Here is a 26,212-nt window from a genome sequence, read left to right as displayed (position 1 = left end):
GGCCATGAGCGATCAATCGATGCCCAGTGCGGCGCGGGTCGGGCCTCTGCGAGGCTGGCTCGCCGCACCGGTTCCGGCCTCCGCGGGCCAGGCCCGTGCGCAGCAGGCCTGGCGAGCCGCCAAGCGGCTCGGAGCGAACGGCTCGGCGCTGATCGGCCTGGCGATCATCCTGCTCGTGATCGGCGCAGCGATCTTCGCGCCGCTGATCGCCACCCACGACATCTATGCGCAGGATCTGACGAACCGCCTGATGCCGCCGTCCTCGGAGCACTGGCTCGGAACCGACGAGCTCGGCCGCGACATCTTCAGCCGCATCGTCTTCGGTTCGCGCATCACCCTCTATACGGTGTTTCTGGCGGCCGCCATCGTCGGCCCTGTGGGACTGCTGGTCGGCACGACGTCGGGGTATCTCGGCGGCTGGGTGGACGTGCTCCTGATGCGCATCGTCGACATCTTTCTGGCGTTCCCGAGCCTCGTTCTGGCGCTGGCCTTCGCGGCCGCGCTCGGACCGGGAATCGAGAATGCCGTCATCGCCATTTCGCTCGCCGCCTGGCCGCCGATCGCCCGCCTGGCGCGGGCCGAGACGCTGACGATCCGCTCCTCCGACTATGTCGCCGCCGTACGCCTGCAAGGCGCGAGCAATGCCCGCATCATCGCCAGCCACGTCGTGCCGATGTGCATTCCCTCGGTGATCATCCGGCTGACCCTAAACATGTCGTCGATCATCCTGACGGCTGCCGGTCTCGGCTTCCTGGGGCTGGGCGCACAGCCGCCGAGCCCGGAATGGGGAGCGATGCTGTCCACCGGGCGCAAGTTCATGATGACGAGCTGGTGGCTGGCGGCCATACCCGGCTGCGCCATCCTGTTCGCCAGTCTGGCGTTCAATCTCTTCGGCGACGGCCTGCGCGATGTTCTGGATCCGCGTGATGGCTGAGCCGCTGATCGAGGTGGACAATCTGAGGGTCGGCTTCCGGGCGGCCCACGGCGTGCAGGAGGCGGTGCGGGGCGTCTCGTTCGCCATCGGCCGCGAAAAGCTGGGCATTGTCGGCGAATCCGGGTCGGGCAAGTCGTTGACCGGCCGCTCGATCATGAAGCTGCTGCCGAGAAAGGCCATGCTGACGGCGGACCGGCTGCGTTTTGCCGGTGTCGACCTGCTGGCGGCCTCCGAGCGGCAGATGCGCCGGATCCGCGGCAACCGGATCTCGATGATCCTCCAGGATCCCAAATATTCGCTCAATCCGCTGATGCCGATCGGCCGGCAGATCATGGAAGCCTACCGTCTGCATCAGAACGCCAGCCGCGGCGAGGCACGCCAGCGCACCCTGGCCATGCTCGAAGCGGTGCACATCCGCGATCCCGAACGGGTTTTCGACCTTTATCCGCACGAAGTCTCCGGCGGCATGGGGCAGCGCGTCATGATTGCGATGATGCTGATTCCAGAGCCCGACATCATCATCGCCGACGAGCCGACCTCGGCGCTCGACGTCACCGTGCGCCGGCAGGTCCTGACCGTCCTCGACGAACTGGTCACGCGTCGTGGCACCGGGCTGATGTTCATCAGCCACGATCTCAATCTCGTGGCCGATTTCTGCGATCGGGTTCTGGTGATGTACGCCGGCCGGATTCTGGAGGATCTGCCGGCCAAGGACCTCGGCAAGGCGCGTCATCCCTATACGCAGGCGCTGCTCGACAGCCTCCCGAGGCTCGACCACCCGGTGGACGAGCTCAAGGTTCCCTCGCGCGATCCGGCCTGGCTGACGGACCCTGTGCCGGGAGCCGCACTGATATGATCGGTTCTGCCAAAAGGCTGCTGGATGTGGTCGGACTGTCCGTGGCCTTCGGTGCCCATGACAGCCGCGTCACCGTCGTCGACGACGTCTCGTTCGCGATTGCCGAGAGCGAGGCTTACGGATTGATCGGCGAATCAGGCTGCGGCAAATCCACCATTCTGCGGGTACTCGCCGGCCTCAACCCCAACTACGAAGGAGCGATCCTGTTCGGCGGGCGGGAGGTTGCGCCCAAGCGCGACAAGGCCTTCTTCCGACACGTGCAGATGGTGTTCCAGGATCCCTACCAGTCGCTGCATCCGCGCAAGATCGTCCAGCAGGTGCTGCGCGAGCCGTTGCGGATCCATCGCCTGGATCGTCAGGAAGAGCGGGTCTCCGAAGTGCTCGATGCCGTGGGACTGGGACCATCCTTCCGCTACCGCTACCCGCACGAGCTCTCGGGCGGGCAGCGCCAACGCGTGGCGATCGCCCGCGCCCTGATCATGGAGCCGAAGCTGCTGCTGCTCGACGAGCCGACCTCGGCGCTCGACGTCTCGGTTCAGGCGGAAATTCTCAACCTCTTGAAGGCGCTCCGGCGCGAGCGGGGCCTCACCTATCTGATGGTCTCGCACGACCTTGCCGTCGTCAGCCATCTCTGCGAGCGGATCGGCGTGATGCACAAGGGGCTCATCATCGAAGAGCTGACGGCCGACGATATCCGACATTCGAAGGCGAGCGATCCTTATACCCGCGAGTTTCTGCAGGCCAGCGTGGAAGCCGTGGCCCGCCACCAGGAGGTCCAGCCATGACGCTGCAGTCGTCTGAAGATCGATCGCAGGCCGCCGACGAATCCGCCGGCGAATGGGAGCGCCTCGTCGATCCCCAGACCGCTGGGTGGTCGAGCGACGGGATCGCCGCCGTCAAGGCGTTCGCGGCCCGGCAGGCGACGGATGCGCTATTGGTGCTGCAGGGCGGCCGCATCGTCTTTTCCATCGGCGATCTCGGCCACAAGTTTCTGTGCCACTCCATCCGCAAGAGCTTCTTGAGCGCCATCGTCGGCGAAGACGTCGCGCGGGGCACCATCGATCTCGAAGCGACGCTGGCCGATCTCGGAATCGACGACAAGCTCGGCCTTGGCGAGGTCGAGAAGCGCGCGACGGTCTACGACCTGCTCACCGCCCGGTCCGGCATCTATCACCCCGCCGGCTACGAAACCGAATGGATGCGGCTGATCAAGGAAAAACGCCACGCCCACGCGCCCGGAACGTTCTGGTGCTACAACAACTGGGATTTCAACGCACTCGGTACGATCTTCGCGCAGCGGACCGGACATAACATTCACCAGGCCTTCGAGGAGCGCATCGCGCGGCCCGTCGGCATGCAGGATTTCGACCTGGGATCGGAGCATCCCGACGGCTGGATGGAGCCCTTCGAGATCAGCGATCATCCGGCCTACCCGTTCCGCATGTCGACGCGCGACCTGGCGCGATTCGGTCAGCTCTTCCTGCAGGGCGGCCGATGCGGCGACCGCCAGGTGTTGGAACGCGACTGGGTCGTGGAGAGCGTCCTGCCCTATTCGCATGCCGGGGCGCGTGGCGCCTATGGCTACATGTGGTGGCTGGAGCGCGACGGCGTCTTCCTTCCACAGGTCGTGACGCCGACAGGCAGCTTCGCAGCGGTCGGCGCGGGCGGTCACTACTGTCTTGTCGTTCCGGCACTCGACATGGTCGTCGTCCACCGGGTCGACACCGACATCGAGGGGCGCAGGGTCGAGCGCGTGGGCGTCGGACGCCTGCTCAAGCTGATCCTCTCCGCCTGCAAGGACTGAGGGACGAGCCGTCGGCGCGGCGCATCGGAGCGAGCCGAGTGTTCCACTCTCCGGCCGTCCGGCTGGGCGACTTCAAAGCGCGACAAGCGCCGGATAGCGCCGGGCCATCTCGGCGGCGAACGCGTCGACGGCCGCGGGCGTGCGGCCGGCCCGGTCGAGCGGCACCAGCAACTCGGCCGCCACGCGCGCCGGACGCTCGGTCATCAGGACGATGCGGTCGGCGAGTTGCACGGCCTCGCGCACATTGTGGGTGACCATCAGCACGGTCACCTGTCGGCTGCTCCAGAGCTCCACCAGCAGCCGGCGCAACCGCTGCGCCGTGGCCTCGTCGAGCGACACGAAGGGCTCGTCCAGATAGAGGATCTCGGGCTGCACCGCAAAAGCCCGCGCCAGGGCCGCCCGGCGCTGCTGGCCGAGCGAGATCTGACCCGGATAGCGGTCGCCGAGATCGCCGAGCCCGACATCGGCGAGCGCCGCCTTCACGAGAGCGTCGCTCGGCTCCGCTGCGCCGCGGGTCGCCAGCGCGACATTCTGCGCCAGCGTGCGCCATGGCAGGAGCCGCGGCTCCTGAAAGGCCGCGCCGAGACGCGCGGTCCGCAACGCGGCGTCGATCTCGCCTTCGTAGTGCTCGTCGAGTCCCATTAGGATGCGCAACGTCGTCGTCTTGCCGCAGCCCGACGGACCGATCAGGCAGGTGAAGGCATTTCGGGGGAGGGCAAACGCCACATCGTCCAGCACCTCGACGGTGTTGCCATCGGCGTCCACATAGTGCTTGCGCCGGATGTGCAGCCGAAGGCGCCGCGGTTCGTGCATCGTCACGTCAGGCGGGCCTCGATCGCCAGCGATAGGCGCGGGCCTCGGTCGGCTGCACGGCCAAGAATTCGATCGCCAGCATGACCGCCACGAACGCCATCGTGTAGCCGAGGATGGCGCGCACGTCGAACATCTGGAAATAGAGGTGGATCTGGAAGCCGACGCCGTTGGAGCGGCCGAGCAGTTCGACCACCAGCACGATCTTCCAGATCAGCGACAGGCCCGAGCGGGCAGCGGCCGCGAGATAGGGCAGAAGCTGCGGCAGCATGATGTCGCGATAGATGCTCTTGCGCGAAAAGCGGTAGACCTGCGCCATCTCCATATAGGCCGGCTCCATCGCCCGCGCGCCCTCGCGCAGCGTTACCGTGACGTTGGGGATCTTGTTGAGCGCCACCGCCAGGATCGCCGCCGTCTCCGACAGCCCGATCCAGATATAGGCGAGCACGATGATGATCAGCGCCGGCGCGTTGAGAAGCAGGATCAGCCACGGCTCGAGCACCGTGTTGGCGCGCTCCGAGCGCCCCATGGCAAGGCCGATCAGCGTGCCGGCCGTCATGGCGATCAGGAAAGCCGCCGCCACCCGCAGCAGCGTGACGCCGAGATGGTAGGGCAGCTCGCCCGAGGCCGCCTCGCGCACGACGAAGCCGAAGACCGAGACGGGATCCGGACACAGGCGCGGACCGAACCAGAGCGTTCCGAGCCACCAGAGCAGAAAGAACGCGGCGATCGAGGCGGCACGGGCCGCCATGATGTCGAACCGCCGAGCGGTCACGCGCCGGCCGATACGGCGCTCGGCGGCTACCGGCGCCGGCCTGGGGCGCGACGCGTCCAACGAGGCGCGCAACGGCTGCTCCAGGCTATCGGATCGACGCATCGGGCCACTCCGAAACTCGCGTCGATCCTGGGACCGATACCGGCCTCTCGACGGTTCTCATCGGCTCAGGAGCCGTGCTTCAGCTCGCTCCAGAAGGTGCCTTCGGCCATCTCGGTGGCCGGACCGACAAGCTTTTCGCCCCCGACCCGGGCCAGATAGCGATAGACGGCCTCGGTGTCTTTCTCCTCGGCGACCACGGGGCGCTCGGGAATGCCCTCGCGGAATCGTCGGCGCAGCGCCTCGAATTCGGCGTCGGTATCGATGTTCATCGTCGGCCGGATCGCGTCCCAGGCCTCGTCGGACGACTTCAGGAGCGCCTTGGCCTCCTGCGAGGCGGCGACGAAGCCTTTGGCGACCTCGCGATGCGCGTTGGCCCAATCCTCGTTGAGGATGTAGCCGACCGCCGAGATGTCGCCCTCGGCGCCGAGTTCGCGGGCCGCCTCCTGGGCAGAGACGATCTGGCAATAGCCGTCCGCCTCGAGCCGGGCGTTGTAGTGCCAGTAGTTCAGCCCCGCGTCGAGTTCGCCCTGGCGCAGCTTCTCTGCCAAGAGCGGTGGCGCGCCGAACACCTGCTCGGTCTCGTCGGTCAGGCTGAAGTCGTATTCGCCCTCGGCCAGCGCCTGCAGCATCAGCCAGCTCTTGTCGAGCGGTCCGCCGGCGATGCCCAGCGTCTTGCCCTTGAGGTCGGACAGCGACTTGATATCGGAGTTGCACGGCACCATGATCGCGCCGATCGAAGAAGAAAACGGCACGAAGGTGAGCGGCGAGCCTTCGGCGCGCTGGCGCGAGGCAAACAGCCAGTCGCCGGTCGTGATCTCGATCTCGCCGGCCTGCATCGCGATCTTGGTGGCGTCGTCGCCACCATAAGTTACGATCTCGAGCTGGAAGCCGTGCTTCCTGTCGAGCCCCCGGTCGACGATGGTCTGGGCCTCCCAGTTGACGGTGCCGAATTTGAGCAGGCCGAGTTTGACCTCCGGCAGGTCCTGCGCGCAAAGCGTCGTCGGCAGGGTGGCGAATACCAAGGCCACGCCGGCTGCTCGGCCGATCGTCCTGAAATCCATGATCTTTCCTCCCTCGGCGACCGCGGCTCACAGTTGCCGTCAGCGCCGCTCGTCCTCGCAGGTAGATCGGCCGTGAAAGCGCCGCCCGTCCGTTCGGACGTGCAAAATTGGAGAGCCTCCCGACTGATTCCTACCAAGCCACCCGCAATCGTTTCCAATCATCGGGCGGGCACCGTAAACCCATCTTCGCAGGCTTAGGTTGAATAGTGCGACGGATCTCAAGCGGGGTCAATCCCCACGCCGGGGCGCGCGCGGCTGCAATCCGCGGCCCGGATCGTAGCCCCAAAGGGCCAGCGCCAGGAACACCGCCAGCATCGCCGCGACGATGCCGGCGGCCATCAGGTCGGCCTTGCCGTAGAGAGCGAAGCGTACGAGCTCCACGGCGTGGGTGAAGGGATTGGCCGAGGCGATCCGCCAGAGAATGACGCTCGATTCCTTCATGCGCCACAGCGGATAGAGCGCCGACGACAGGAAGAAGGACGGGAAGATGACGAAGTTCATCACGCCGGCAAAGTTCTCCAGTTGGCTGATCGTGGAGGACAGGAACATGCCGATCGCGCCGAGCATCAGCCCCGACAGAATGAGCGCCGGCAGCAGCGCGACGTAGCCGAACGCCGGAAAATCGATGCCGAACAGTGCCGCCAACACCAGAAACGCATAGACCTGCAGAACCGAAACGGCGGTTCCCGCCGCGAGCTTCGCCGCCAACAGGAACCATCGCGGCAGCGGCGTCGTCATCAGGACCCGCATCGAGCCCATCTCGCGGTCGTAGACCATCGACAGCGACGACTGCATGCCGTTGAAAAGCTGGATCATGCCGATCAACCCCGGCACGATGTAGACGTCGTAGGTGATGTAGGTCTGGTAGGGCGGCTGGATGGCGATGCCGAGCACCGAGCGGAACCCGGCGGCGAAGACGATGAGCCACACCATCGGGCGCACCAGGGCGGCAAGGAAGCGGCCGCGCTGCTGGATGAACCGCAGCACCTCGCGATAGAGAATGCCCATGAGGGCTCGCCAACGGGTGATCACGGACGCAGGGCCTCCTCCCCCGCCGAAGCGTCGGCACCTGGCGCCGGCCGGCCTGCCGGCTTCGTCAGCTGCTCGAAGGCCGATTCGAGGCTCGCCGTTCCGGCCGCTCGCACGACGCTGTCGGCCGTGCCCTCGGCGACGATGCGCCCACCCGCCAGCACGATCAGATTGTCCTCGGGGCGAACCTCGTCGATGAGATGCGTCGCCCACAGCACGCCCAGCCCGCGCTCCTGCGCCAGATCGTGCACATGGGCGACGATGCGGCGGCGCGATTCGACGTCGAGCCCGACGGTCGGCTCGTCGAGGAGAAGCAGCGACGGCTCGTGGAGAAGCGCGCGCGCCAGTTCGACGCGACGTCGGTGGCCGCCATTGAGGTCGCGCACCTTCTCGCGTACCCGCTCGGCCATGCCCAGCCGGGTGAGCTCTTCGCTGATCCGCCGATCCGCCTGACGGCCCGACAGGCCGCGCAGGGCTGCGAAGTAGCGCAGATTCTGGCGCACGGTGAGGTCGAGATCGAGCGTGGGCTGCTGGAACACCAGCCCCAGCGGCGCAAGGGCGGCGGCACCGGCGGCGCGAAGATCCATGCCGCAGATGGCGATGCGGCCCTGCTGGAGCCCGAGCAGACGCGTCACCAGGCCGAACAGGGTCGTCTTGCCGGCGCCGTTGGGGCCGAGAAGCGCGGTGAAGCGGCCGCGCCCGACCCGTATGGTAATGCCGTCCAGCGCCTGCCGCCGTCCATAGGCGTGCGACACCGCTTCGAGCGTCAGCGCATCGGCGTCGGTGGCGCCTAGGCCTTCTGTTCGCGCCTTTGCGGATAATCGCAATGCCACTTCTGCACGCTCCACCGGGAGTGCCGCAACGCCCAATCAGCGAGGAACGGTTGAGCCCGCATCACGCAGCCCATCAAGCTGGTGCCTTCGGTAAACTGGAAACGCTGTTCCTTGCACGTGTTGGGATCGCCGACCAGGCAGATGGCGACGACGAGTTCGATAACGGGCATCGGGTCTCCTGGCACGGCGCGACGTCTGATCGACACGCGGGAATCGGAATTGTGCGGTGCAGCACGATCCACGCCAGAAGGGCATATGGCGAGCCGCGCTCTCCTGCGCCGCGTTCACTTTAACTTCAGCCGGTTGCGGATCAGCCAATCGAGCCCCCTTTGCCATGACTGGTCCGTGTTGCCGCGAATGTCGGCGTTGAGGGTCTGCTTGATCTCGCCGCTGGCGACGTCGCGCACATAGACCCTGATGTTGAGGACGAGGTTCGAGACCTTCCACACCGTGCCGGTCACCGACCAGTCGGCGCCGAGTTCCTGCGCAAACGTCCGGTCGCACTCGCCGCAGCCTTGACGGTTGCGGGCTTTCGCTTCGTCCGCCACCGGCGCGATGTCGACCAGGCGATAGTCGGCCGCCGCCTCGTAGGCATGGCGCAACTGTTCGCTCAACAGCCGGAGCCGATGGGCCTCGGCCTCCGGCGGTACGGTCGACACGCCGCCCTGGCTGGTATCGATCAGTTCGAAGTCGAACACCGCCACGCTTACGGGTTCGGCGGCACGCCCGGTCGCGGCGCCGACGAGCAGCAGAAAGCCCAGGCCCAACAGATGCCGTCGGTCGAGGAGGTCGAACATACAACCACCTTAGGGGTTGTTGCGGCGCAGCAGCAAGAGCCTCGTCACGACGTCCCGACCGTCCCGGAAAACCGGATTGCGACCGGACCAGAGGCGCACCGTGCTGCTCACTGGATGTTTTTGACAGATCGCCCCTTGCTGCACGCTTCGATTGAAGGCTAGACTTCAAAGAAAACACCCTTTGGGAGAAACCAGCTGGGAGGATGCGCCGATGTGCGCAACGCCTGCGCATCTGCGGGGCGCCGGCTTGCTGTCTGCGCTGGCTGCGGGCCTGATTTGGGCCGCGATCACCCTCGCGGCAGAGGCGGCCGATCTGAGGATCGGATATATCGAGCCGCCGCGTCGGGAGCTCACTTTGTCGCTGCTCGACCGGCCGGCGGACGATCTCGGGCTCGCCGGTGCCCGGCTTGCCATCGCCGACAACAACACGACCGGTCGCTTCACCGGCCAGAACTATACGCTCGAATCCGTCGCCGCGGCGGATCGCGGAGCAGCCGTGAGTGCGGTCGAAACGCTGGCCGAGGCCGGCGTCGACTGGGTGGTGGCCGATCTCGATGCCGGGGCACTTCTGGCGGTGGCCGATGCCGCCGCAGGGCACGACATGACGGTGTTCAACGTCGGGGCGCCCGACGACGAGCTGCGGCTTCGGGACTGCCGGACGAACCTGATCCATGTCGCGCCGAGCCGGGCGATGCTAGCCGACGCACTCGCGCAATATCTCGCCTGGAAGAAGTGGCCGCGCTGGTTTCTCGTGGTCGGCTCGCATCCGGAGGACGAGGCCTATGCGGCGGCGATCCGCCGGGCCGCCCGGCGCTTCGGCGGACAGATCGTCGAGGAGCGCGTCTATCCCGACACCGGCGGCGCGCGCACCACCGATACCGGCCATGTCCAGGTTCAGGAGAAGCTCCCGGCCTTTCTGCAGGATGCGGCCGAGCACGACGTGCTGATCGTGGCGGACGAGAACGAGGTGTTCGGCACCTACGTGCCCTATCACACCTGGGATGCTCGCCCGGTCGCCGGCACCGCGGGGCTGGTGGCCACGGCCTGGAGCCCGGCGCATGAGGAGTGGGCCGGCATCCAGGTGCAGAATCGCTTCATGGACGAGTTCCGCCGCCGCATGCAGGAGGAGGACATGCTGGCCTGGATGGCCGTGCGCATGGTCGGCGAAGCGGCGACGCGCGCCGGCTCGACCGAGCGCCGGGCCATTGCGGACTACATGACGGGGCCGGATTTCGCGCTCGCCGCGTTCAAGGGGCAGGCGCTGACGCTGCGGCCGTGGAACCGGCAGCTGCGCCAGCCGATCCTGCTGGCCGACGGCAAGCAGGTGGTCTCGGTGTCGCCGCAGGAGGGCTTTCTGCACCCGACCTCGTATCTCGACACGCTGGGATACGACCGACCCGAAAGCAGCTGCCATCTGGACTGAAGCGCCGGGCGAAAAAGTGGGAGCCGGTTCTTCGCGAAACCGGCTCGATACGAAAAGGACGCCGCAGCATCGGGACTGCGAATCGCCGGATATTGGCGGTCCGCTCGCCCACCGCGACGGATGAACGACGAGAGCGGCGCCAGCGAGCGCAGCCGAAAGGGAGGAGCTGATGATGACACGCACCACGGGCGCGATCGTCCTTGCCGCGTCGGTTTTTGCCGCACAGCCGGCCGCCGCCTACAAGATCTTCGTCTCCAACGAGAAGAGCAACACGGTCACCGTCGTCGATTCCGAGACGATGGAGGCTGTCGCGAGCTTCGACGTCGGCCAGCGTCCGCGCGGCATCACGCTGGCCAACGGCGGCCAGCCGCTCGCCGAAACCGGCAACCAGCTGCTGGTTGCGGTCGGCGACGACGACACGGTGGAGGTCTACGACACCGACACCTACGAGCGACTCTATACCCTGCCCTCCGGGCCTGACCCCGAGCTCTTCATCGTGCATCCGAGCGGCAACCCGCTCTACATCGCCAACGAGGACGACAACCTCGTCACCGTCGTCGACCTCAAGGAGCGCGCGATGGTGATGGAGATCCCCGTCGGCGTCGAGCCGGAGGGGATGGGCGTGTCGCCGGACGGCGGCATCATCGTCAACACTTCCGAGACGACCAACATGGCGCATTTCATCGACACGGCCTCGCACGAGATCGTCGCCAACGTGCTGGTCGACCAGCGCCCGCGCTATGCCGAGTTCAAGCATGACGGTTCGGAGGTCTGGGTCTCCGCCGAGATCGGCGGCACGGTCAGCGTCATCGACCCGGTAGCACACGAGGTGAAGCACACAATCACCTTCGAGATCCCCGGGCTGCGGCCGGAAGCGATCCAGCCGGTCGGTATCCGGTTCACGCAGGACGGCAAGCGCGCCTTCGTTGCCCTCGGTCCGGCCAACCGCGTCGCCGTGATCGATGGCGAAAGCTACGAGGTTCTCGACTATCTGCTGGTCGGCCAGCGGGTCTGGCAACTCGCCTTCTCGCCCGACCAGACGCTGCTCTTCTCCACCAACGGCGTCTCGAACGACATCTCGGTCATCGACGTCGAAGAGGAGGAGGTGATCGACACGGTCCCGGTGGGCGAGTTTCCCTGGGGCGTGGTGACGACGCCGCAATGAGCCGCGCCGGGCGGCCCTGGGCGTGAAGGACGCTTCTGACAATCTGCAAACGGGAGGACGACAATGAGAAAGGCAATCACCGGTGTTTTCGTCGCCGCGACGATCCTGGCGCTGTCCGGAATGGCCTTTGGCCAGGCCGGGCTGTTGACCGGCGGCGCCGAGGATCTGGCACCGATCACGCTCGCCTCGGGCCAGCCGCTCGCCGAGGCGCCCTACGAATTGGAGGCGGGCAAGTACTACAAGCTCACCATCCAGGCCGACGGCTCGGCCGAACTCGCCATCTCCGGCGCCGAGTTCTTCCGAAATGTGTGGGTCAACGAGGTCGTCATCAACGACATCGAGGTTCGGCCGCTCGGCGTCGATTCGATCGAGTTCGACGACGAGGGCGAGGCGACGATCAGCTTCATTCCGATCCGGCCCGGGCGGTTCGTTCTGCGCATCCCCGGCTCGACCGGCGAGAGCCAGCAGGCCGTCTTCGATGTCAAGGGTTGAGCACCCTCTGGCGGCGGTGGCTTATGCCGTCGCCATCTGCGGGGCCCTCGCCGCGCCGGCCGCCGGACAGGGTGTGCCCGACGATCCCGACTGGCCGTGCCATCAGCGCAAGGTACCGAGCCTGACGCCGGCGGCGGTCTGGACCGGTCCCCCGCTCGACGATGCATCCGGCTGGCGTGACGACAAAAAGGTGGTCGACCTCGTTCGCGAACTCAGCCAGCGGCGCCTGCCGATCGAACAGGCCGAGGCCGAGGTCAGGACTTTTGCCGAGGGCCTCGATCCTGCGGCGCGCAAGGACGGCCTGACGCTGCTGTTCGCCGGACTGTTTCACACCATGAACGGCGAGCGCGGCAAGATCATCGCCGGGATCGAGCGCTATGCCCGGCATCAGAAGGCGCTCGCCGAGCAGATTCGCGAGGAGGCGGCCAAGCTCGACCAGGCGGATACGAATGCCGACACCACGGACGCGCGCGAAAAGCTGCGCTGGGACCAGCGGATCTTCGACGAGCGGCGCAGTTCGCTCAGCTATATCTGCGATGCGCCGCGCCTCGTCGAACAGCGTCTTTTCGCACTCGGTCGGGCCATCGGCGAAGCGATGCCCGACTGACGGCCCGAGCGGCCTTAATCCACGCTCGTGCCGGACGGCGCTGGTTGGCTGTCCTTCAGCGGCAGGCCGGCTTCAGCCCAACCGTCGGTGCCGTCGGGATACCAATGCACCGCGGAATAGCCCAGCGCGACGGCGCGCTTGGCCGCGTTCCACGACATCCAGCAGTCGCGCAGGCAATAGAAGACAAGGTCAGCGCTCTTGTCCTTGCCGGTGGCACGCGCGAGTTCATGGACGAAATAGGCTTCGGTCTCCGGCGAGAGCGCGCCGAAGCCGGTGTTGGCAAGCCAGAGGCTGCCCGGAATGTTCTTGCGCTCCGGAGGATGCCACAGCGTGCCTGCGGGCAGGTCCGGCCGTGGGGGCTGCGGCAGCACGTCGACGAACACCGCCTCGCCGCCCCGCCAAAGGGCCTCGGCCTGGCGGAGGTCGATCACCGTCGCCCCTTCCAGCGTGCCGGGAACCGGCGCGCGATACTCTTCCATCCGATAGGTCGTGGGTTCGGCCGCCTGCTCCCCGGCCCAGGTGCCGCCCGGAACGAGCAGGGCGACAAGCCCCAGCATGGCGAGCCGGAGGGTCACTCGCTTCGCGTGATCGGCTGATCGTGCTCGTCCAGCAGCGGTACGCCGTAGTCGAGCAGGATGTCGTTGATCGCGTCCTGGTTCTCGCGGATCACCCGGTTGAGCGTGCGCTTCCATTCCTGATCGGAGCGTCGCACGCCCATGGTGATGCGGTAGGTCATCCGCGTGCCCTCGTCGCTGTCGAGGAGCGGTGTCACCGTCATCGCCGTTCCGCTTTGCTGGGCGAAATAGCCGGCCATCGGCCCCCAGGCGACGGCGGCGTCGATTTCGCCGGCGGCGAGATCGTCCATCATGTCCTTGACGGGCGACGAGACCCGCGAGTCGACCATCAGGAAATAGGGCTTGGCGTCCGCCATCAGGCCGTGGGTGGCAAGGCTGGTGGCGGGCGGCGTTCGGGCGATGACGCCGATGTGCCTGCCCTTCAGGCGCGGGTCTGCGAGGGAGGCGACGTCGGCCAGCTCCGAATCCGACGGCACGACCAGCACATAGGCCGACCGGTAGTAGGCGTTGGTGTTCTGGACCAATTCGCCGCCCTGCGCGAAGCCCATCACCACGTCGCAGCGATGGTCGCCGAGCGTGTTGCGCTCGAAGCCCATGCCCTGCGGAAAGAAGGTGTAGGACACGTGGCTGCGGCCGAGCTGGTCGGCAACCAGTTCGGCGAGCTTGTTCTCGAAGCCCTCCCCCTTCTCGTTGGAGAACGGCATGTTGGCCGGATCGGCGCAGACGCGCAGGACGTCCGGGTCAACCAGTTCGACATCGGCGCCGAGACCGGCGGACCACGCCGGCACGGCCGCGACGCTCGCCGCCGTCGCGAGGACGGCGGCGAGGAGACGAGGCACCCACCGGGCGCTCGGCGGATCAGCCCATGCAGGCATCTTCCATTTCCTTGAAGGCGTCGCTCTTAGCTTCCTTCTTGGCCGGTCGGCCGCGCGGCAGATCGCCCTGCCCGCGGGCGCGCAGATAGGTATAGATGTCATTGAGGTAGCACATGACGTTCGGGTTATCGCCGAAGGCCGGCATGACGTTGTTGTTGCCGCTGTCGACATGCTGCCGTCCGCCGGCGACGATCCCCATGAAGTCCACATAGGACAACGTCTTTACGCTCTGGACGAGCGCCGGCGCGTAGCTCGAACCGAGCCCGTCCGGGCCGTGGCAGACGTGGCATTCCGAGTGATAGCGACGGAAGCCGGAATAGGTCGGGAAATCGACGGTGCCGTCATCGGCAATGTGGAAGGTCGGAACGCCGTCGGCGTCGAGGTAGTAGCCGCCGTCCTGGTCGACGGCTTCAGGATCGCCGGGTCCGTCGGAATAGGCCGGTGCCGCGCCGAGCGCAGCGGCCGCGACGATGGCGGCGAACAGGGACTGGTACAGCGTCATCGGTTCCTCTTGGTGGCGAAGTCGGGCAGGGGGCAAAAGACCTGCCCACAGGTCATCGAGGCCGACATGCCGCAATCCGTGGTGTCGTCCTGAAAGGATGAGCGGCAAAGGCCGGTCTCCGCCTTTGCCTGATAAGACCGCGTTCGGCGAGTTGCTCCTGGAAGGGGCAAGGACACGCCGGCGGCCCGGCGCTTCCGGCCCATGCCCCGGCGGACGATCCGCCGGGATGCAAAGGCCGGATGCGCGATGCAGACCCGTCTACTGGGTCGAAGCCATCTCGTCGGGCAGCGCGAAGACGGTAAGCTGGCCGCCGAGGTCGGTGTAGTTCTTGAGGCTCGCATAGCCGCCGACCGCGCCGAGACCCGCATTCGGATCGGTCAGGCCGGCCGCCAGGCCGATACCCGCCCAGCCGCCGACGCCCGACAGAACGGCGATATACTGCTTGCCGGCATGTTCGTAGGTCATGACGTTGCCGATGATCCCCGACGGCGTCTTGAACTTGTAGAGCTCGTCGCCGGTCTCGGAGTCGATCGCCTTCAGATAGCCCTCGAGAGTGCCGTAGAAAACGATGTCGCCGGCGGTGGCCAGCGCGCCCGACCACACCGAAAACCGCTCGGCGAGCGACCACTTGATCTCGCCCTTGGTGGCGTCCCAGGCGATGAAGTTGCCCATGCCGCCGTGGCTATCGGGGGCCGGGTACATCGACAGGGTGGCGCCGACATAGGGCTGACCGGCCGTATAGCTGACGCGGAACGGCTCGTAGTCCATGCAGACGTGGTTGGTCGGGATGTAGAACAGCTTGGTCTTCGGCGAGAAGGCCGAAGGCTGCTGGTCCTTGGTGCCGAGCGCGGCCGGGCAGACGCCGGTGGTGTTGGTGTCCTCGCCGCCGGCTTCCGTCGAGTACTGCTCGACCACCTGCGGCCGGCCGTACTGGTCGCTGGACTCGTCCATCACGACCTCGGTCGCCCAGTTGACGGCCGGATCGTACTTTTTGGCCACCAGCAGTTCGCCGGTCTCCCGATCGAGCGTATAGGCGAAGCCGTTGCGGTCGGGATGCACCAGCACCTTGCGGGTCTGGCCGTCGAAATCGAGGTCGGCGAGCATCATCTCGTTGACGCCGTCATAGTCCCACTGGTCGTGGGGCGTCATCTGATAGAGCCAGCGCGCCATGCCGTCGTCGGGATCGCGCGCCATGATCGAGAGCGACCACTTGTTGTCGCCCGGCCGCTGCGTCGGGTTCCAGGTGCCGGGGTTGCCGGTGCCATAGTAGATCAGGTCGAGTTCGGGATCGTAGCTGAACCAGCCCCAGGTGGTACCGCCGCCGATCTGCCACTGATCGCCTTCCCAGGTCTTCAGGGACGAATCCTCGCCGATCGGCTTGCCGAGCGTCGTGGTCTTTTCGGGATCGACCAGCATTTCTGCGTCGGGGCCGGTCGAAAAGGCGCGCCATACCTGCTCGCCCGTCTTGATGTCGTAGGCGGTCAGGTGTCCGCGCACGCCGTATTCGGCGCCGGAAATACCGACGATCACCTTGTCCTTGACGACCATCGGCGCCATCGTCGCCGTCTGGCCCTTGGAGGCGTCGCCATTGGTGACCTCCCAAACCACCTCGCCGCTGTCGGCGTTCAGCGCCACCACCTTGGTGTCGGCCTGCTGGAGGATGACCAGCCCGGGCCGGTCACCGTCGGCCGGGGCATAGCTGACGCCACGGTTGACCGTGTCGCAGCACATCACGCCGATGACGCTCGGATCCTGCTTGGGGGTGTATTTCCACTTGATGACGTTGTCGTTCGCCAGGTCGACGGCGAAGACGTTGTTGGGAAAGGGCGTCGTGAAGTACATCATGTCGCCGATGACCAGCGGCGCACCCTCGTGACCGCGCAGAACGCCGGTCGACATGGTCCAGGCGACCTGCAGGTCGCCGACATTGTCCTTGTTGATCTGATCCAGCTTGGACCATCGCCAGTTTGCGTAATTGCCCGTGGGCATGACCCATTCGGCCGAATTGTCCTGCATCTCGATGAGCTGATCGTTGGCGAGAGCCGCCGTCGTTGCAAACGAGATGCCCGCAAGCAGGCATGCGGAGCGAAGCGCTAGCATTCGCATCGTATCTCCTCCCTGTTGGTCGTACCGGGTCTCCCTCCCGGCATTTTTATATCCACCCGGCTCAGAGCCTTGCAACGGCTGATATGTGAAGCCACGCCCGGTGAGCGATCGATGGGTCTGCGGAGACTAAACGCAAAAGCGAGGAATGGACAACAGTTTTCGAACTTCGCTTGCGCACGCATAGTTTGTGCAATGCAGCATTTCTCCCTCCATAGGTAACCGATAATTGCGGTCTCCCAGCCAAAGACGGTCATTCCTGCGACGCGAAGCTCACACGGCCGTAGCCAGCTTGACAGACCGGTCCTAACCTCCATCAATAAAACACGTTTCCCTGATGTGCTGGGAAATAGGAGGCTGATCTGGATGGTCATCGGAACGGTCCGGTTAGGGCGATTCGAAGCGTCGGCGGTCCGCGGCGTGCGACTTCGACGTCGGGGATATGTCCGGCCGAAAGAGGGTCGCGGCCTGACAACCCTCGATGGAGCCGATCGGCATCGAATCACGCCAAGCATTCCGCAACCGAAGCGCGATCCGGTGATCAGTGCCGGTGGCCGTGCCGCGCTCGGTGGCCCATCGTCCGCTTCGGCGCGGTTCGGCTCGAATGCCTGGCAGCGGGTGACGAAGCAAGCCGCTACAGCCTTGTGCGCCGCCATGCTTGTGCTCGCCGGTCCGGCTGCGGCGCGGGCCGCCGCGTCGCCGCTCGCCGTGACCGAGGTGGCGCCCGGCGTCTTCGTCCACCCGGGTGTCCACGAACTCATGTCGACGGCCAATAGCGGCGCGATCGCCAATGTCGGCTTCGTGGTCGGCGAGGCGGCGGTTGCGGTGATCGATACGGGCGGCAGCGTCGAGGAAGGCGATGCTCTTCTTGCTGCCATTCAGCGTGTGACGGATCTTCCGGTCCGCTACGTCGTCAACACCCACATGCATCCCGACCATGTCTTCGGCAACGCTGCATTCAAGGCGGCAGGGCGCGGGGGAGAGGCCCCTCGCTTCGTCGGTCACGCCCATCTACCCCGGGCCCTGGCGAGCCACGGCGCGCACTATCTGGACGCCAATCGCCCGCTGCTGGGTGACGCCCTGATCGAGGATGTGGCGATCATCGCGCCGGATGTGCTGGTCGCGGACGAGACGGTGCTCGACCTCGGGAACCGACCGTTGCGTCTGAAGGCTTGGCCAACGGCCCATACCGACAACGACCTGACCGTTCTCGACGAAAAGACCGGAACGTTGTTCGCCGGCGATCTCCTCTTCATGGGGCACCTGCCGGTGATCGACGGCAGCCTCCTCGGCTGGCTCGCCGTCCACGACGCCTTGGCGGCGATCGACGCACGGCGTGTCGTTCCCGGCCACGGTCCGGCCGCGGCACCCTGGCCGGAGGCGCTGTCGCCCCAGCGGCATTATCTGGACAGGCTTGCCGAGGCGTTGCGCGCCGAGATCCATCGCGGTGCCGGCATGGTGGAGGCCGTCGCGGCGGTGCCGCCGCCGGATCCTGGTTGGACCCTGGTCGAAGAGTTTCATCGCCGTAACGCGACGGCCGCCTTCGCCGAGTTGGAATGGGAGTAGCCGACGATTTGGGGACCCGCCCGCAAACGCGGGTCGCGCCCCCCGAAGACAAACACACGAAACGGGAGGAATGCCATGTTGAACCGGATGCGCCGGATCGCCGGCATACAGGCCGCCACCGCGCTTGCCGCCGTGCTGATCTTTTCGGACACGGCCGCGGCCGACGAGGCGGACGGCGCCTGGACGGACATCGCCGACAGCCTGTTCGCCGATCGTCCTCTGGCCGCCGACGATCTGGTTGCTCTCGAAGCGCCCTATCGCGCCGAGGATGCCGCGCTTGTGCCGATGACGATCCGCACGGCGCTGCCGGCCGGAGACCGGCGACAGGTGTCGAAACTCGTGCTCGTCATCGACAACAACCCCGCGCCGGTCGCCGCGAGTTTCGAGCTCGGACCGGATACCGGCCTGACCGAGATCTCGACGCGCGTGCGGGTCAACAGCTATACGCCGGTTCACGCGGTGGCCGAGTTCTCGGACGGCTCGCTGCACGTCGCCGAGGTATTCGTCAAGGCATCGGGCGGCTGTTCGGCGCCGATGTCGAAAGACCCCGAGCAGGCGATGGCCAATCTCGGCCAGATGAAGCTGCGACAGTTCGGCCAGACCTCGGGCGAGGCGCCCGCGTCGGCAAGCCAGGCCGAGGCCCAGTTGATGATCCGTCACCCCAACAATTCCGGATTGCAGATGGATCAGTTGACGCGCAACTACATCCCGGCCCATTTCGTGCGCGAGGTGACGATCCGGCAGGGCGACGCGCTCATCTTCCACATGGAAGGTGGCATCTCGCTGTCGGAGGACCCCAATTTCCGCTTCGACTTCGCGCCGAACGGCCAGCCGATCAGCGTCGAGGCGGTCGACACGGAAGACGACGTCTTCACCCGCGAATGGCCCTCGGCAAAGGCCGCGCCGCAAGGCTGAGCCGGTTCGTTCGGCGCCGCTGCGGCGTCAGAAGCAGCGCAGTTCGGCCTCGACCTGGGCATTGCGAAGCTTGTCGATTGCCGTCTTCGACTGCTCGCTGGCGCGAAACAGCACACCGCGCTCGCCATTGATCTGGCCGAGGCTGAGAAACGCCTCGGCCTCCTCGTAGGCGCCATACGGCAGCAGCGTCGAGATGACGTCGATCGAGCACGAGCAGCGATCGAGCGACTGCCGCGTTTCACCGTTCGCCTTCATGCAGCCGAACACGTAGTCGGCGATGACGGTGGTCGGGTAGTCGTTGTCGAAACCCTGAAGCGACGTCGCTTGGCCATACGCCGCGCTCGCCGTCGCCGCGACGATGGCGGCTGCCATCGCGATCGGGTGCCCTCGATGTGTCATGTCTCCTCCCTGTCGAATGTCCGGCGCCGCCCCATTATTGTGTTTGTGAGAAGCCGGATACAGCTCTGGCTTGCATCGGAGCGGCAAGATTGTAAAGCTCCCCAGCCAATAAGCCCAAACGAGCAGCCGGGAGGACATTGGGATGAAGACACGCGCAGCCGTTGCTTTCGAAGCCGGAAAGCCGCTGGAGATCGCCGAAGTCGATCTCGACGGGCCGAAGGAAGGCGAGGTCCTGGTCGAGATCAAGGCGACCGGCATCTGCCACACCGACGATTTCACCCTGTCGGGCGCCGACCCCGAGGGCATTTTTCCCTCGATCCTCGGTCACGAGGGCGCCGGCGTCGTGGTCGACGTCGGCCCAGGCGTGACGACCGTGAAAAAAGGCGATCACGTCATTCCGCTCTATACGCCGGAATGCCGCCAGTGCCCCTCCTGCCTGTCGCGCAAGACCAATCTCTGCACCGCGATTCGCGCCACCCAGGGCCAGGGCCTGATGCCCGACGGCACCTCGCGCTTCTCGCTCGATGGCAAGCCGATCCACCATTACATGGGCTGCTCGACCTTCTCCAACTTCACCGTCCTGCCGGAGATCGCGCTCGCCAAGATCCGCGAGGACGCGCCCTTCGACAAGGTCTGCTACATCGGCTGCGGCGTGACCACCGGCGTCGGCGCCGTGGTCAACACGGCCAAGGTGGAGCCGGGCGCGACGGCCATCGTCTTCGGCCTGGGCGGCATCGGCCTCAACGTCGTGCAGGGGCTCAGGCTGGTGGGCGCCGACATGATCATCGGCGTCGACCTCAACAATTCCAAGAAGGAATGGGGCGAGCGCTTCGGCATGACGCATTTCGTCAATCCGAGCGAGATCGAGGGCGACCTCACCGCCCACCTCGTCAACATGACCAAGCGCGGCGCCGACCAGATCGGCGGTGCCGACTACACCTTCGACTGCACCGGCAACGTCAAGGTGATGCGCCAGGCGCTCGAAGCCTGTCATCGCGGCTGGGGCCAGTCGGTGGTCATCGGCGTGGCGCCGGCGGGCGCCGAGATTGCCACTCGGCCGTTCCAACTGGTCACCGGACGGACCTGGAAGGGCACGGCGTTCGGCGGCGCACGCGGGCGCACCGACGTGCCGAAGATCGTCGAATGGTACATGGACGGCAAGATCGAGATCGATCCGATGATCACCCACACCATGCCGCTCGACGACATCAACAAGGGCTTCGAGCTGATGCACTCGGGCGAATCGATCCGCTCGGTGGTGCTTTACTGAGCGACCGGCGCCATCCGTCCTTCGCTACGGCCTCGGCCGGCATGAAGGACGGACGACCGGCGCGTCAATGACAAGCATGGGAGTTTCGACCATGGAGACCAAATCGCGCTGGGCCGCCCATGGCGGCTCGCAGCTCGTCTGCAGCCACGCCTCCAGCGCCACCGGCACCGAAATGACGTTTGCCGTCTTCCTACCGCCACAGGCGGCTTCCGGCCCCTGTCCGGTGCTGTGGTATCTGTCGGGTCTCACCAGCACCCATGCCAACGTCATGGAAAAGGGCGAATACCGGCGGGCAGCGGCAGAGCTCGGCCTCGTCATCGTCTGCCCGGATACCAGCCCGCGCGGCGACGGCGTCGCCGACGACGAAGCCTACGACATGGGTCAGGGCGCCGGGTTCTATCTCGACGCCACCGAGGCGCCCTGGGCCGATCACTACAGGATGGAGACCTATGTCCGCGACGAACTGCCGGCGCTGATCGCGGAGAACTTCCCCGTCGACACGGCCCGCCAGGCGATCTTCGGCCATTCCATGGGTGGCCACGGCGCCCTCACCTTGGCGCTCAAGAACCCCGAACGCTATCGTTCGTGCTCGGCCTTCGCACCGATCGTCGCGCCGATCGAGGTGCCGTGGGGCCAGAAGGCGCTGCCGCTCTATCTGGGGCAGGACCAGGCGGCTTGGCGCCGCTATGACGCCTGCGCGCTGATCGAGGACGGCGCCCGCTTCGACGCCTTCTTGGTGGACCAGGGTGACGCCGACAACTTCCTGGCTCCACAGCTCCAGCCCGAGCGCCTGGAGAAGGCCTGCCTGAGCGCCGACATCGAGCTCACCCTGCGCATGCAGCCGGGCTACGATCACTCCTACTATTTCATCTCGACGTTCATGGACGATCATCTCGCCTGGCATGCCGAGCGATTGAACTGAAGAACGGTTGATCTGGCGCCGACCTTCAAGGCGGCGTGGACAAATCAGGCTTGGACCTCGCCGTTTTATGTTTTTAATCGAATATCGGTTGATATACGCGACGTGAGCTGGCGGCGGCGTCGAATTTACGCCTTCTGGCGAAACAAGCGCCCCGGCGGAAGACCGGCACGGAGCGCTTGAAATCGTTCATGGGCCGCGCCAAGCGGCAGGTCGTCGGCCTTATGCGCGCCCACGCGTCGCGGCGAACCTTTCAGGGTCCGCCTTACCGATCCGATGGGATGCCGGTCAGCCCGGCCGGTCGAGCCCGAGCAGCGAACGCCACCAGCTCTTCCGTTTCGTCGGGATGAGGTCCTGCGCGGACTGCGGCGGATCGCTCCGCCGCGCCTCGCGCTCCGGCACCCCCGGATTCGGCGCCTTTCAAGCGGCGGCGGCCTCCGCCTTCTTCTTGGCGGTGTGCGCGGCGATGACGTCCATCAGCGCCGGCGACAGGCAGTCATAGGGTTCGAGTCCGAGCTCCTTGAGCCGGCTGCGAACCTCGCTCATCTGTTCCGGCGGATAGCCGGATTCGATGATCGAGGAGACGAAGGCGGCGAATTCGGGCGGAGACCAGCCCTCGGTGTCGGAGAGTTCGGTGTGCACGAAGTCGAGGCCGTAGAACGGGTGCTCCTTGTTCTCGATCCGTCCGTACATGTGCGTGCCGCACGCCTTGCAGGCATGGCGGACGATCGCCGCGCTGGTATCGATCGGCGCCAGCTTTTCCTCATGCGCGGTGACGCGCAACTGATCGCTCGGCACCACGGCGACCATCGAGAAATTCGCACCCTTGGGCTTCCAGCATTTGGTGCATCCACACACGTGGTTGTGCGCGGTCTGCGCGCTGATGGTCACCTCGACCTTGTCGCTGGCGCAGCGGCAATAGAGCTTGCCCCCGGCAAAGCCCGAGGCAGCGGGTTTGACGCCGTTGTCGACCGATGGATGAATGGCGACGGTCATTCTTTTCCTCCCTTTGTTATCAATGGTTTCGCGGTTTCGCGCGGCGGCGGCCGCGTGAACGCGTCACAATCGATATGCTAACATGACGTTGTGGGAGGAGATAGACCTATCGCATAGGTCGCGTCGCCGATACTTCCGCAGAGTGGTCGGAGAAGAAGATCTTCTCAGCGGCCATCGGCAGCCGAGGCCGCTGCCACGCTGTGGGCTGGCCTTGGGCGCAACGGACGCTCTGCGAACCAGCGATGCCGGAGGCAGGGCGATCAGGCGGCCTGACGCGGGTCGGCGATCAGCGGCAGGGCCTCGCGCGCCAGCGGGTCGAGGCCCCCGGCTCCCGCCGCTTCCACATGGTCAAGCAGTTGAGCGCGCATCCGCGGCTCCCAGAACGAGTTGATGTGGCCCGCCACCTCCGCCGACGCCTTGTCGGGCTCGGCGGCGCGGAAGAAGTCGGCCATCTGGTTGGCCATGCGGATCAGCTTGTCGGGCGTCATCGCGCCGCCTCTTTCCGCTGGAGACTGTGCATCACTCGGCCGCCTTCAGCTTGGCGATGCGGCGGGCCCGCAAGGCGCGCTCCTCGTATTCGAGCTGCCAGTCGCTCGGCCCGTTGGAGGGCGATACTTGCACCGCCGTCACCTTGTATTCTGGACAGTTGGTCGCCCAGTCGCTGTAGTCGGTGGTGATGACGTTGGCCTGGGTGTCCGGATGGTGGAAGGTCGTATAGACGACGCCCGGCGACACGCGGTCGGTAATACGCGCGCGCAGCGAGGTTTCGCCCGAGCGCGAGACCACCCGCACATAGTCGTCGTCACGAATGCCGCGCTGTTCGGCGTCATGCGGATGGATCTCCAGCCGGTCGGCGTCGTGCCACAGCGAATTGTCGGTGCGCCGCGTCTGCGCGCCGACATTGTATTGGGTGAGGATGCGGCCGGTGGTGAGCAGCAGCGGGAAGCGCGGCCCGGTCTTTTCGTCGGTCGCGACATATTCAGTGCGCACGAACTTGCCCTTGCCGCGCACGAAGCCGTCGATGTGCATGACCGGCGTGCCGAGCGGTGCCTTTTCGTTGCACGGCCATTGCACCGAACCCTCGCGCTCCAGCAGATCGTAGCTGACGCCGGCAAAGCTCGGCGTCGTCGCCGCGATCTCATCCATGATCTCGGACGGATGGCTGTAGGTCCAGTCGAGGCCCAGCGCCTGGGCGAGCTTCTGCGTCACTTCCCAGTCGGCATAGCCGTTCTTCGGCGCCATCACCTTGCGCACGCGGTTGATGCGACGCTCGGCATTGGTGAAAGTGCCGTCCTTTTCCAGGAACGAGGAGCCGGGCAGGAACACGTGGCCGTAATGCGCCGTCTCGTTGAGGAAGAGGTCGTGGATGATGACGCATTCCATCGCCGCCAGGCCCGCGGCGACGTGCGTGGTGTCGGGATCGGACTGAAGGATGTCCTCGCCCTGGACGTAAAGCGCCTTGAACGTGCCGTCGACGGCGGCGTCCAGCATGTTGGGGATGCGCAGGCCCGGCTCGTTGTCGAGGGTGACGCCCCAGAGCTTTTCGAAGATCTCGCGTGTCGCCTCGTCGGCGATATGGCGATAGCCGGGCATCTCGTGCGGAAAGGAGCCCATGTCGCACGAGCCCTGGACGTTGTTCTGGCCGCGCAGCGGGTTCACGCCGACGCCGGGCCGGCCGATATTGCCGGTCGCCATGGCGAGATTGGCGATGGCGATGACGGTGGTCGAGCCCTGCGAATGCTCGGTGACGCCGAGGCCGTAATAGATCGCCGCATTGCCGCCGGTGGCATAGAGCCGGGCGGCGGCGCGGATGGTCTCGGCCGGAACGCTCGAGAGCGCCTCGATGGCTTCCGGGCTGTGCCGCTCCTCGGCAACGAAGCTCGCCCAGTCCTCGAACTCCGACCAGTCGCAGCGTTCGCGCACGAACGCCTCATTCACCAGCCCTTCGGTGACGACGACGTGGGCCATGGCGGTGAGCACGGCGACGTTGGTACCGGGCCGCAGTGCCAGATGATGGGCCGCCTCGATATGCGGCGAACGCACCAGGTCGATGCGGCGCGGGTCGACGACGATCAGCTCGGCGCCCCGGCGCAGCCGCTGCTTCAGCCGCGAGGCGAACACCGGATGGCCGTCGGTGGGGTTGGCGCCGATCACCATGACGACGTCGGATTGCTCGACGGAATCGAAGTCCTGCGTTCCGGCGGACGTGCCGAAGGTGGTCTTCAGGCCGTAGCCGGTCGGCGAATGGCAGACGCGGGCGCAGGTGTCGACATTGTTGTTGCCGAAGCCGGCGCGCACCAGCTTCTGCACCAGATAGGTCTCCTCGTTGGTGCAGCGCGAGGAGGTGATGCCGCCGGTGGCACCCTTGCCGTACTTATCCTGGATCGCCTTGATCCGGTCCGCCGCGAAGGTGAGCGCCTCGTCCCAGGAGACCTCGCGCCACGGTTCGTCGGTCGTCTCGCGGATCATCGGGTTGAGGATGCGGTCCTTGTGGGTGGCGTAGCCCCAGGCGAAGCGGCCCTTCACGCAGGAATGGCCGCGATTGGCCTTGCCGTCCTTGTAGGGCACCATGCGCACGACCTCTTCGCCGCGCATCTCGGCCTTGAACGAGCAGCCGACGCCGCAATAGGCGCAGGTGGTGACCACCGAATGCTCCGGAATGCCGATCTCGACAACGGATTTCTCGTTCAGCGTCGCCGTCGGGCAAGCCTGGACGCAGGCGCCGCACGAGACGCACTCGGAGGAGAAGAAATCCTCCATCATCGACGGGGCGACGCGGCTGTCGAAGCCGCGACCGGCGATCGTCAGCGCCAGCGTGCCCTGCACCTCGTCGCAGGCGCGCACGCAGGCCGAACAGACGATGCATTTGGATGGATCGTAGTCGAAATAGGGGTTCGAGCGGTCGACCGGCAGATGCAGCGGATTGTTGTGCCCGGCGCTGTCGGCAAAGACGTGGTTCTGCCCCTGATAGCCGTAGCGCACCTCGCGCAGGCCGACGGCGCCGGCCATGTCCTGAAGGTCGCAGTCGCCATTGGCCGAGCAGGTCAGGCAGTCGAGCGGGTGGTCGGAGATATAGAGCTCCATCACCCCGCGCCGGATCTTTTTCAGCCGCTCGGTCTGGGTATGGACCACCATGCCCTCGCCGGCCAGCGTCGTGCACGAGGCCGGCGTGCCGTTCCGTCCTTCCACCTCGACCAGGCAGAGCCGGCACGAGCCGAACGCCTTCAGCATGTCGGTGGCGCAGAGCTTGGGAACGGCAATGCCGGCCTCGGCGGCTGCGCGCATGATCGACGTGCCCTCCGACACGGTGACGGACTGCCCGTCGATCGTCAAAGAAACGGTCTTCTCCGCCTTCGAAGCAGGGGTGCCGAAATCTCTTTCCTCGACCAGTCCCATGATGGCTC

Annotated in this window: 27 protein-coding genes; 12 read left to right on the top strand and 15 right to left on the bottom strand. The window is 66.1% G+C overall.

Annotated elements, in window-relative coordinates; translation table 11 throughout:
* Window positions 1-4: 4 nt before the first annotated feature.
* From nikC to SMD10_RS13085, 4 genes are read left to right on the top strand one after another with little or no spacing between them, the layout of a single operon-like run.
* The gene (nikC, locus tag SMD10_RS13100) at window positions 5-934 is read left to right on the top strand and encodes a nickel transporter permease (protein ID WP_432757238.1); all 930 of its coding nucleotides are present in this window, start codon (window positions 5-7) and stop codon (window positions 932-934) included.
* Window positions 927-1,790, top strand: coding sequence for an ABC transporter ATP-binding protein (locus SMD10_RS13095; RefSeq protein WP_331686140.1), 864 nt, complete (start codon window positions 927-929; stop codon window positions 1,788-1,790). Before nikC ends, SMD10_RS13095 begins: the two co-directional genes overlap by 8 nt.
* Complete coding sequence (locus SMD10_RS13090; protein WP_432757237.1) at window positions 1,787-2,575, top strand: ABC transporter ATP-binding protein; 789 nt, start codon at window positions 1,787-1,789, stop codon at window positions 2,573-2,575. The genes SMD10_RS13095 and SMD10_RS13090 overlap by 4 nt, the downstream gene beginning before the upstream one ends.
* Complete coding sequence (locus SMD10_RS13085) at window positions 2,572-3,594, top strand: serine hydrolase domain-containing protein (RefSeq protein ID WP_331686139.1); 1,023 nt, start codon at window positions 2,572-2,574, stop codon at window positions 3,592-3,594. The genes SMD10_RS13090 and SMD10_RS13085 overlap by 4 nt, the downstream gene beginning before the upstream one ends.
* A 72-nt stretch (window positions 3,595-3,666) precedes the next feature.
* On the opposite strand, the gene SMD10_RS13080 is transcribed toward SMD10_RS13085, so the two are convergent.
* From SMD10_RS13080 to SMD10_RS13050, 7 genes are all read right to left on the bottom strand, one after another.
* Entirely contained in the window at window positions 3,667-4,407 is a 741-nt protein-coding gene (locus SMD10_RS13080; RefSeq protein WP_331686193.1) for an ABC transporter ATP-binding protein, read from the bottom strand.
* A gap of 7 nt (window positions 4,408-4,414) precedes the next feature.
* A complete protein-coding gene (locus SMD10_RS13075) occupies window positions 4,415-5,281 on the bottom strand; it encodes an ABC transporter permease (protein ID WP_331686138.1) in 867 nt (288 codons plus the stop codon).
* A 65-nt stretch (window positions 5,282-5,346) separates the two neighbouring features.
* On the bottom strand, window positions 5,347-6,342 hold the full coding sequence (locus SMD10_RS13070) for an ABC transporter substrate-binding protein (RefSeq protein WP_331686137.1): 996 nt from the start codon (window positions 6,340-6,342) through the stop codon (window positions 5,347-5,349).
* 228 nt (window positions 6,343-6,570) lie between these two features.
* Window positions 6,571-7,371 carry an ABC transporter permease gene (locus SMD10_RS13065; protein WP_432757241.1) on the bottom strand — a complete coding sequence of 267 codons (801 nt, stop codon included), beginning with the start codon at window positions 7,369-7,371 and terminating at the stop codon, window positions 6,571-6,573.
* Window positions 7,371-8,198 carry an ATP-binding cassette domain-containing protein gene (locus SMD10_RS13060; protein WP_432757236.1) on the bottom strand — a complete coding sequence of 276 codons (828 nt, stop codon included), beginning with the start codon at window positions 8,196-8,198 and terminating at the stop codon, window positions 7,371-7,373. Before SMD10_RS13060 ends, SMD10_RS13065 begins: the two co-directional genes overlap by 1 nt.
* Complete coding sequence (locus SMD10_RS13055; protein ID WP_331686136.1) at window positions 8,162-8,374, bottom strand: hypothetical protein; 213 nt, start codon at window positions 8,372-8,374, stop codon at window positions 8,162-8,164. Before SMD10_RS13055 ends, SMD10_RS13060 begins: the two co-directional genes overlap by 37 nt.
* 114 nt (window positions 8,375-8,488) lie before the next feature.
* Entirely contained in the window at window positions 8,489-9,001 is a 513-nt protein-coding gene (locus SMD10_RS13050) for a DUF3280 domain-containing protein (RefSeq protein ID WP_331686135.1), read from the bottom strand.
* Window positions 9,002-9,212: 211 nt separating this feature from the next.
* Between SMD10_RS13050 and SMD10_RS13045 the strand changes: the two genes are divergently transcribed.
* The 4 genes from SMD10_RS13045 to SMD10_RS13030 all read left to right on the top strand — a co-directional run bounded on the left by SMD10_RS13045 (window position 9,213) and on the right by SMD10_RS13030 (window position 12,688).
* The gene (locus tag SMD10_RS13045) at window positions 9,213-10,424 is read left to right on the top strand and encodes an ABC transporter substrate-binding protein (RefSeq protein ID WP_331686134.1); all 1,212 of its coding nucleotides are present in this window, start codon (window positions 9,213-9,215) and stop codon (window positions 10,422-10,424) included.
* A 172-nt stretch (window positions 10,425-10,596) separates the two neighbouring features.
* The gene (locus SMD10_RS13040; RefSeq protein WP_331686190.1) at window positions 10,597-11,589 is read left to right on the top strand and encodes a YVTN family beta-propeller repeat protein; all 993 of its coding nucleotides are present in this window, start codon (window positions 10,597-10,599) and stop codon (window positions 11,587-11,589) included.
* Window positions 11,590-11,652: 63 nt separating this feature from the next.
* Window positions 11,653-12,081 carry a cupredoxin domain-containing protein gene (locus SMD10_RS13035; protein ID WP_331686133.1) on the top strand — a complete coding sequence of 143 codons (429 nt, stop codon included), beginning with the start codon at window positions 11,653-11,655 and terminating at the stop codon, window positions 12,079-12,081.
* Window positions 12,068-12,688: a hypothetical protein gene (locus SMD10_RS13030; RefSeq protein ID WP_331686132.1), complete on the top strand. Its 621-nt coding sequence runs from the start codon at window positions 12,068-12,070 to the stop codon at window positions 12,686-12,688. Before SMD10_RS13035 ends, SMD10_RS13030 begins: the two co-directional genes overlap by 14 nt.
* 14 nt (window positions 12,689-12,702) lie before the next feature.
* Here the strand turns inward: SMD10_RS13030 and SMD10_RS13025 are convergent, their stop codons facing one another.
* The 4 genes from SMD10_RS13025 to SMD10_RS13010 form a co-directional block, all read right to left on the bottom strand.
* Window positions 12,703-13,245: a PQQ-dependent catabolism-associated CXXCW motif protein gene (locus SMD10_RS13025; RefSeq protein ID WP_432757240.1), complete on the bottom strand. Its 543-nt coding sequence runs from the start codon at window positions 13,243-13,245 to the stop codon at window positions 12,703-12,705.
* Between the two features lie 14 nt (window positions 13,246-13,259).
* Window positions 13,260-14,138, bottom strand: coding sequence for a substrate-binding domain-containing protein (locus tag SMD10_RS13020; protein ID WP_331686130.1), 879 nt, complete (start codon window positions 14,136-14,138; stop codon window positions 13,260-13,262).
* The gene (locus SMD10_RS13015) at window positions 14,122-14,640 is read right to left on the bottom strand and encodes a c-type cytochrome, methanol metabolism-related (RefSeq protein WP_331686129.1); all 519 of its coding nucleotides are present in this window, start codon (window positions 14,638-14,640) and stop codon (window positions 14,122-14,124) included. The genes SMD10_RS13020 and SMD10_RS13015 overlap by 17 nt, the downstream gene beginning before the upstream one ends.
* 258 nt (window positions 14,641-14,898) lie before the next feature.
* The gene (locus tag SMD10_RS13010) at window positions 14,899-16,740 is read right to left on the bottom strand and encodes a methanol/ethanol family PQQ-dependent dehydrogenase (protein WP_331686189.1); all 1,842 of its coding nucleotides are present in this window, start codon (window positions 16,738-16,740) and stop codon (window positions 14,899-14,901) included.
* Window positions 16,741-17,397: 657 nt separating this feature from the next.
* On the opposite strand from SMD10_RS13010, the gene SMD10_RS13005 reads away from it, so the two are divergent.
* Window positions 17,398-18,309 carry a quinoprotein relay system zinc metallohydrolase 2 gene (locus tag SMD10_RS13005; protein ID WP_432757239.1) on the top strand — a complete coding sequence of 304 codons (912 nt, stop codon included), beginning with the start codon at window positions 17,398-17,400 and terminating at the stop codon, window positions 18,307-18,309.
* A 75-nt stretch (window positions 18,310-18,384) separates the two neighbouring features.
* Window positions 18,385-19,224 (top strand): quinoprotein dehydrogenase-associated SoxYZ-like carrier, encoded by an 840-nt coding sequence (locus SMD10_RS13000; protein ID WP_331686127.1) that lies wholly within the window; start codon window positions 18,385-18,387, stop codon window positions 19,222-19,224.
* 27 nt (window positions 19,225-19,251) lie between these two features.
* Here the strand turns inward: SMD10_RS13000 and SMD10_RS12995 are convergent, their stop codons facing one another.
* A complete protein-coding gene (locus SMD10_RS12995; protein WP_331686126.1) occupies window positions 19,252-19,623 on the bottom strand; it encodes a hypothetical protein in 372 nt (123 codons plus the stop codon).
* Between the two features lie 142 nt (window positions 19,624-19,765).
* Between SMD10_RS12995 and SMD10_RS12990 the strand changes: the two genes are divergently transcribed.
* Together SMD10_RS12990 and fghA are read left to right on the top strand one after the other, a co-directional pair.
* Window positions 19,766-20,893, top strand: coding sequence for an S-(hydroxymethyl)glutathione dehydrogenase/class III alcohol dehydrogenase (locus SMD10_RS12990; RefSeq protein WP_331686125.1), 1,128 nt, complete (start codon window positions 19,766-19,768; stop codon window positions 20,891-20,893).
* A gap of 91 nt (window positions 20,894-20,984) precedes the next feature.
* Window positions 20,985-21,815 (top strand): S-formylglutathione hydrolase, encoded by an 831-nt coding sequence (gene fghA / locus SMD10_RS12985; protein ID WP_331686124.1) that lies wholly within the window; start codon window positions 20,985-20,987, stop codon window positions 21,813-21,815.
* A gap of 417 nt (window positions 21,816-22,232) precedes the next feature.
* On the opposite strand, the gene gfa is transcribed toward fghA, so the two are convergent.
* From gfa to fdhF, 3 genes are all read right to left on the bottom strand, one after another.
* Window positions 22,233-22,808, bottom strand: coding sequence for an S-(hydroxymethyl)glutathione synthase (gene gfa, locus SMD10_RS12980; protein WP_331686123.1), 576 nt, complete (start codon window positions 22,806-22,808; stop codon window positions 22,233-22,235).
* Between the two features lie 260 nt (window positions 22,809-23,068).
* Window positions 23,069-23,296 carry a formate dehydrogenase subunit delta gene (locus SMD10_RS12975; RefSeq protein WP_331686122.1) on the bottom strand — a complete coding sequence of 76 codons (228 nt, stop codon included), beginning with the start codon at window positions 23,294-23,296 and terminating at the stop codon, window positions 23,069-23,071.
* A 31-nt stretch (window positions 23,297-23,327) separates the two neighbouring features.
* Window positions 23,328-26,204 carry a formate dehydrogenase subunit alpha gene (gene fdhF / locus SMD10_RS12970; RefSeq protein WP_331686121.1) on the bottom strand — a complete coding sequence of 959 codons (2,877 nt, stop codon included), beginning with the start codon at window positions 26,202-26,204 and terminating at the stop codon, window positions 23,328-23,330.
* Window positions 26,205-26,212: the final 8 nt, after the last annotated feature.

It is taken from the genome of Consotaella aegiceratis (assembly GCF_036541425.1).
Lineage (GTDB): Bacteria > Pseudomonadota > Alphaproteobacteria > Rhizobiales > Rhizobiaceae > Consotaella > Consotaella aegiceratis.
This window is presented reverse-complemented; position numbering and strand designations above follow the sequence as displayed.

What these genes read in the sequence shown, in the direction of transcription:
- SMD10_RS13030 (WP_331686132.1), top strand. Translation starts at nt 12,068, where the DNA reads ATGTCAAGGGTTGAGCACCCTCTGGCGGCGGTGGCTTATGCCGTCGCC.
- SMD10_RS13050 (WP_331686135.1), bottom strand. Translation starts at nt 9,001, where the DNA reads ATGTTCGACCTCCTCGACCGACGGCATCTGTTGGGCCTGGGCTTTCTG.
- SMD10_RS13040 (WP_331686190.1), top strand. Translation starts at nt 10,597, where the DNA reads ATGACACGCACCACGGGCGCGATCGTCCTTGCCGCGTCGGTTTTTGCC.
- SMD10_RS13070 (WP_331686137.1), bottom strand. Translation starts at nt 6,342, where the DNA reads ATGGATTTCAGGACGATCGGCCGAGCAGCCGGCGTGGCCTTGGTATTC.
- fdhF (WP_331686121.1), bottom strand. Translation starts at nt 26,204, where the DNA reads ATGGGACTGGTCGAGGAAAGAGATTTCGGCACCCCTGCTTCGAAGGCG.
- SMD10_RS13010 (WP_331686189.1), bottom strand. Translation starts at nt 16,740, where the DNA reads ATGCTAGCGCTTCGCTCCGCATGCCTGCTTGCGGGCATCTCGTTTGCA.
- SMD10_RS12975 (WP_331686122.1), bottom strand. Translation starts at nt 23,296, where the DNA reads ATGACGCCCGACAAGCTGATCCGCATGGCCAACCAGATGGCCGACTTC.
- gfa (WP_331686123.1), bottom strand. Translation starts at nt 22,808, where the DNA reads ATGACCGTCGCCATTCATCCATCGGTCGACAACGGCGTCAAACCCGCT.
- SMD10_RS12995 (WP_331686126.1), bottom strand. Translation starts at nt 19,623, where the DNA reads ATGACACATCGAGGGCACCCGATCGCGATGGCAGCCGCCATCGTCGCG.
- SMD10_RS13020 (WP_331686130.1), bottom strand. Translation starts at nt 14,138, where the DNA reads ATGCCTGCATGGGCTGATCCGCCGAGCGCCCGGTGGGTGCCTCGTCTC.
- SMD10_RS13005 (WP_432757239.1), top strand. Translation starts at nt 17,398, where the DNA reads ATGCTTGTGCTCGCCGGTCCGGCTGCGGCGCGGGCCGCCGCGTCGCCG.
- SMD10_RS13045 (WP_331686134.1), top strand. Translation starts at nt 9,213, where the DNA reads ATGTGCGCAACGCCTGCGCATCTGCGGGGCGCCGGCTTGCTGTCTGCG.
- nikC (WP_432757238.1), top strand. Translation starts at nt 5, where the DNA reads ATGAGCGATCAATCGATGCCCAGTGCGGCGCGGGTCGGGCCTCTGCGA.
- SMD10_RS13025 (WP_432757240.1), bottom strand. Translation starts at nt 13,245, where the DNA reads ATGCTGGGGCTTGTCGCCCTGCTCGTTCCGGGCGGCACCTGGGCCGGG.
- SMD10_RS13015 (WP_331686129.1), bottom strand. Translation starts at nt 14,640, where the DNA reads ATGACGCTGTACCAGTCCCTGTTCGCCGCCATCGTCGCGGCCGCTGCG.
- SMD10_RS13075 (WP_331686138.1), bottom strand. Translation starts at nt 5,281, where the DNA reads ATGCGTCGATCCGATAGCCTGGAGCAGCCGTTGCGCGCCTCGTTGGAC.
- SMD10_RS13035 (WP_331686133.1), top strand. Translation starts at nt 11,653, where the DNA reads ATGAGAAAGGCAATCACCGGTGTTTTCGTCGCCGCGACGATCCTGGCG.
- SMD10_RS13090 (WP_432757237.1), top strand. Translation starts at nt 1,787, where the DNA reads ATGATCGGTTCTGCCAAAAGGCTGCTGGATGTGGTCGGACTGTCCGTG.
- SMD10_RS12990 (WP_331686125.1), top strand. Translation starts at nt 19,766, where the DNA reads ATGAAGACACGCGCAGCCGTTGCTTTCGAAGCCGGAAAGCCGCTGGAG.
- SMD10_RS13095 (WP_331686140.1), top strand. Translation starts at nt 927, where the DNA reads ATGGCTGAGCCGCTGATCGAGGTGGACAATCTGAGGGTCGGCTTCCGG.
- SMD10_RS13085 (WP_331686139.1), top strand. Translation starts at nt 2,572, where the DNA reads ATGACGCTGCAGTCGTCTGAAGATCGATCGCAGGCCGCCGACGAATCC.
- SMD10_RS13055 (WP_331686136.1), bottom strand. Translation starts at nt 8,374, where the DNA reads ATGCCCGTTATCGAACTCGTCGTCGCCATCTGCCTGGTCGGCGATCCC.
- fghA (WP_331686124.1), top strand. Translation starts at nt 20,985, where the DNA reads ATGGAGACCAAATCGCGCTGGGCCGCCCATGGCGGCTCGCAGCTCGTC.
- SMD10_RS13000 (WP_331686127.1), top strand. Translation starts at nt 18,385, where the DNA reads ATGTTGAACCGGATGCGCCGGATCGCCGGCATACAGGCCGCCACCGCG.
- SMD10_RS13080 (WP_331686193.1), bottom strand. Translation starts at nt 4,407, where the DNA reads ATGCACGAACCGCGGCGCCTTCGGCTGCACATCCGGCGCAAGCACTAT.